At 71.7% G+C, this 2,971-nt stretch carries 4 protein-coding genes and 1 pseudogene; 2 read left to right on the forward strand and 3 right to left on the reverse strand.

Annotated elements, in window-relative coordinates; all coding sequences use genetic code 11:
- Positions 1-294: pseudogene (locus tag C1I98_RS37280) on the reverse strand (amidohydrolase); the annotation flags it as partial.
- Between the two features lie 188 nt (positions 295-482).
- On the opposite strand from C1I98_RS37280, the gene C1I98_RS37285 reads away from it, so the two are divergent.
- Entirely contained in the window at positions 483-1,487 is a 1,005-nt protein-coding gene (locus C1I98_RS37285) for a LacI family DNA-binding transcriptional regulator (protein ID WP_233508518.1), read from the forward strand.
- Positions 1,488-1,553: 66 nt separating this feature from the next.
- Here the strand turns inward: C1I98_RS37285 and C1I98_RS37290 are convergent, their stop codons facing one another.
- Complete coding sequence (locus C1I98_RS37290; protein WP_111171968.1) at positions 1,554-1,922, reverse strand: phage holin family protein; 369 nt, start codon at positions 1,920-1,922, stop codon at positions 1,554-1,556.
- Positions 1,923-2,112: 190 nt separating this feature from the next.
- Between C1I98_RS37290 and C1I98_RS37295 the strand changes: the two genes are divergently transcribed.
- A complete protein-coding gene (locus C1I98_RS37295) occupies positions 2,113-2,388 on the forward strand; it encodes a hypothetical protein (protein WP_111171969.1) in 276 nt (91 codons plus the stop codon).
- Positions 2,389-2,593: 205 nt separating this feature from the next.
- Here C1I98_RS37295 and C1I98_RS37300 read toward each other — a convergent pair.
- The coding region (locus tag C1I98_RS37300) for an FAD:protein FMN transferase (protein ID WP_233508519.1) at positions 2,594-2,971 on the reverse strand (378 nt) is incomplete at its 5' end.

Here is a 2,971-nt window from a genome sequence, read left to right on the forward strand (position 1 = left end):
CGCGCGGAAGGGGCGGGGGAGGGCCAGGGCGTCCTCGTGGTAGGCGTCGATGATCGGCACGGCCTCGGCGGCGGGCAGGTGCTCGACGCCGAGCGGGCTGGACAGCGAGACCAGCGCCAGGTCGTTCGCGTCCTCCAGGGCGGCGCGGTGCGCGATGTCGTGGTGGCGTGGATCGACCTCGTAAGGGGCCTCGCCGGAAAGGTGCAGGGTCCAGCCGTCCAGGCGTGGCGGCGCGTGCTTACGGCGCAGCGCGTCGATGAAGCCCGGTGTCCACAGGTGCTGGTGCACGTCCATCTCTCAACCCCCAATTCCCTACTGACAATATAGGCAATGGTCTTCGTCGAGTTGAAGGAGGGGTGTGAATCGGTTCAGTGATGCGGTTCAGTGAACCGCTCTGGACCGCGGGGTGTCAACTCGCCCACCCGGCCGCCGCGTCGGGGCGTAAGCGCGCCCTCCGGCCGGGTTCGACATAAGCTTGCGAGGTGACGCAGCCGCGTAAGAGAGCCACCATCCGCGAGGTGGCCAAGGCCACCGGCCTCTCCCCGGCCGCGGTCTCCTACGCGCTGCGCGGCATGCAGGTCTCCGACGAGACGATCGTGCGCGTCCGCCGGGCCGCCGCCGAGCTGGGTTATGAGGCCGATCCCATCGCCCGCGCCCTGGCCAGCGGCCGGACCGGCATGATCGGCCTGCTCTGCGGCTCACTGGCCGACCTGTGGCAGCAGGCGCTGGCGGTCGGCATCGGCCGGGCGCTGAAGGACAACGACCGCTACGCGCTCATCCTGGACGCCTCCGGCGACCCGACCCGCGAGCGGACCCTCGCCCAGCAGCTTCGCGACCAGCGGGTGGACGGGCTCATCGTGCAGCCGGTCGATCCGGCCGCGGAGTTCTGGGCCGAGATGTGCGACACCGTTCCGGTGGTCGCGATCGGCGACGCCCTGGGCGAGGCCCGTACGGCGGGCGAGGTCGTCTTCGACAACCGCCGTGGCACCACGATGGCCCTGGAGCACCTGCGCGACAACGGCCACCGCCGGATCGCCGTGCTCACCCCGACCATGGCCAGCACCCCCGACCGGCCCGCCGACGTCCACGTCACGGCCGAGGCCGTCCGGCTCGGCCTGGACATCGAGCTGGTCACCGCCCCCCAGTCGCTGGCGGGAGCCACCGCGGCGGCGCACGGCGTGCTCGGCGGGGACGACCCGCCGGGGGCGGTGTTCTGCTTCGCCGACTCGATCGCGTACGGCGTCTACGCGGCGGCGGACGAACGCGGGCTGCGCATCCCGGGGGACCTGTCGGTGATGGGGTACGACGACCATCCCATGTCGAGCCTGCTCACACCGGGGCTCACCACCGTCAACTGGGACATCGACGGCATCGTCCGCGCCGCCGTACGCCTGATGATCGCCGCTGCCGACGGCGGCACCCGCCGCCGCCGTATCGTCCAGGCCCCGGAGCTTCGCGAACGCGGGTCGGTCGGCCATGCCGGCTGATCGGACGCCGCGCGCCGCGCTCGGCCCGGGTGTCGGCTGAGCCCTTTCCCGGGCCGGCGCTCGCGGTCAGTCGGGGATGATGAGGTCCAGAATCCAGCTCACGATGCCGACGATCAGCGCGCCGAGCAGGGCGCTGACGAAACCCTCGACATGGAAGGCCAGGCCGAGCTGCTGGGCGATCCAGCTCGTCAGCAGCATCAGGCCGGCGTTCACCACGAGGGCGAACAACCCCAGCGTGAGGATGTAGAACGCGCAGCCGAGGGTGTGGATGATCGGCTTGAGCACCGCGTTGACCAGGCCGAAGATCAACGCCACGCCCAGCAGGGTCAGCGCCGTCTTCGTGGTGGTCTCACCACCGACGCTGATGCCCGGCACGAGTTGGGTGGCCACCCATAGCGCGGCGGCCACCACGAGAATCTTGATGATTATTTTCACGCTGAGGCATCCTCCCAGGTCTGATCGGCGGACGGGTAGTGCCCGGGGCGGAAAACCCTGCCCAGATCGACTCTATGCGTCCACCTCGGGCCAGGAGGGGGTGTCGCGGGGGTTAGCCGCCGGACATCAGGGGTACGGCAGCGTGATCACGACCACGGCGGGGAAGAGCACCGAGAGGGGGTGGCGTTCGATGGGAGCGGACGGTCTGGAGTCGCTTTCCGCCAGGGAGCTGCACGATCGGGCGGTGCGCTACGCCGTGCGGCACGGCGACTTCGGCTTCCTGTGGGACCTGCTGAAGGCGATCCCGGCCGCCGAGGCGGCCACCGGGCACAGCGACGAGGCCGCGAACGACCTCAGCAAGATCTCGGCGTTGCTGAGCGACGCCATGGCCTCGGGTGAGGGCCGCCTGGGCGAGGCCCTGCGCCCGATCTACCTCGACTACCTGGGCAGACACCCCGACGCCTAGGCCCCCGCCGGCCGGTTCCGTACGCCGTTACCGCTCACGCCCGCCGCCGGTGTCACCCACCAGGGCAGGCGCACATTCCGGACCGCGCGGTCGCCTAGGCGCGGCCCTCGGTCGGCAGTGCGGGCGCGGTGATGTGCGGACCACGGCCGGTTCGATCGGCGAGGCGGGTGCATGTGGTTTGTCGTGGTGTGCGGGCCGGGGTGGTTCAGCCGGCGAGGCGGGTGCCGGCGGCGGCGCCGTATTCGGCCAGGCCGGGGGTGCCGGTCGTACGGCCGTCTCGTTCGACGAGCAGTACGTCGTACGGCCCGGCCATGCCCAGGCGGTCGGCGAACCGCCGCGCAGGGGCGGGCGGCATCGCGCGCAGGGCGGCCGCGTAACCGCAGGCCGCGCCCAGGTCCGGGCCCACCACCGTCACCGAGCGGCGGCCCGGGTCCTGCGCCGTCGCGACCGCCAGGTCATGCGCGAACAACGCCTTGCACACCTGCTCGTCACGCGGGTCCCGGATGCCGATCCGCCAGTGCGCCCCCGGTCGCGCCGACCCCCGCACCCGTACGGCGGTGCCCACGTTGACGCAGTGATCGAC

The organism is Spongiactinospora gelatinilytica (assembly GCF_003236385.1).
In the GTDB taxonomy this organism is placed as follows: Bacteria; Actinomycetota; Actinomycetes; order Streptosporangiales; family Streptosporangiaceae; genus Spongiactinospora; species Spongiactinospora gelatinilytica.

What these genes read in the sequence shown, in the direction of transcription:
- C1I98_RS37295 (WP_111171969.1), top strand. Translation starts at nt 2,113, where the DNA reads ATGGGAGCGGACGGTCTGGAGTCGCTTTCCGCCAGGGAGCTGCACGAT.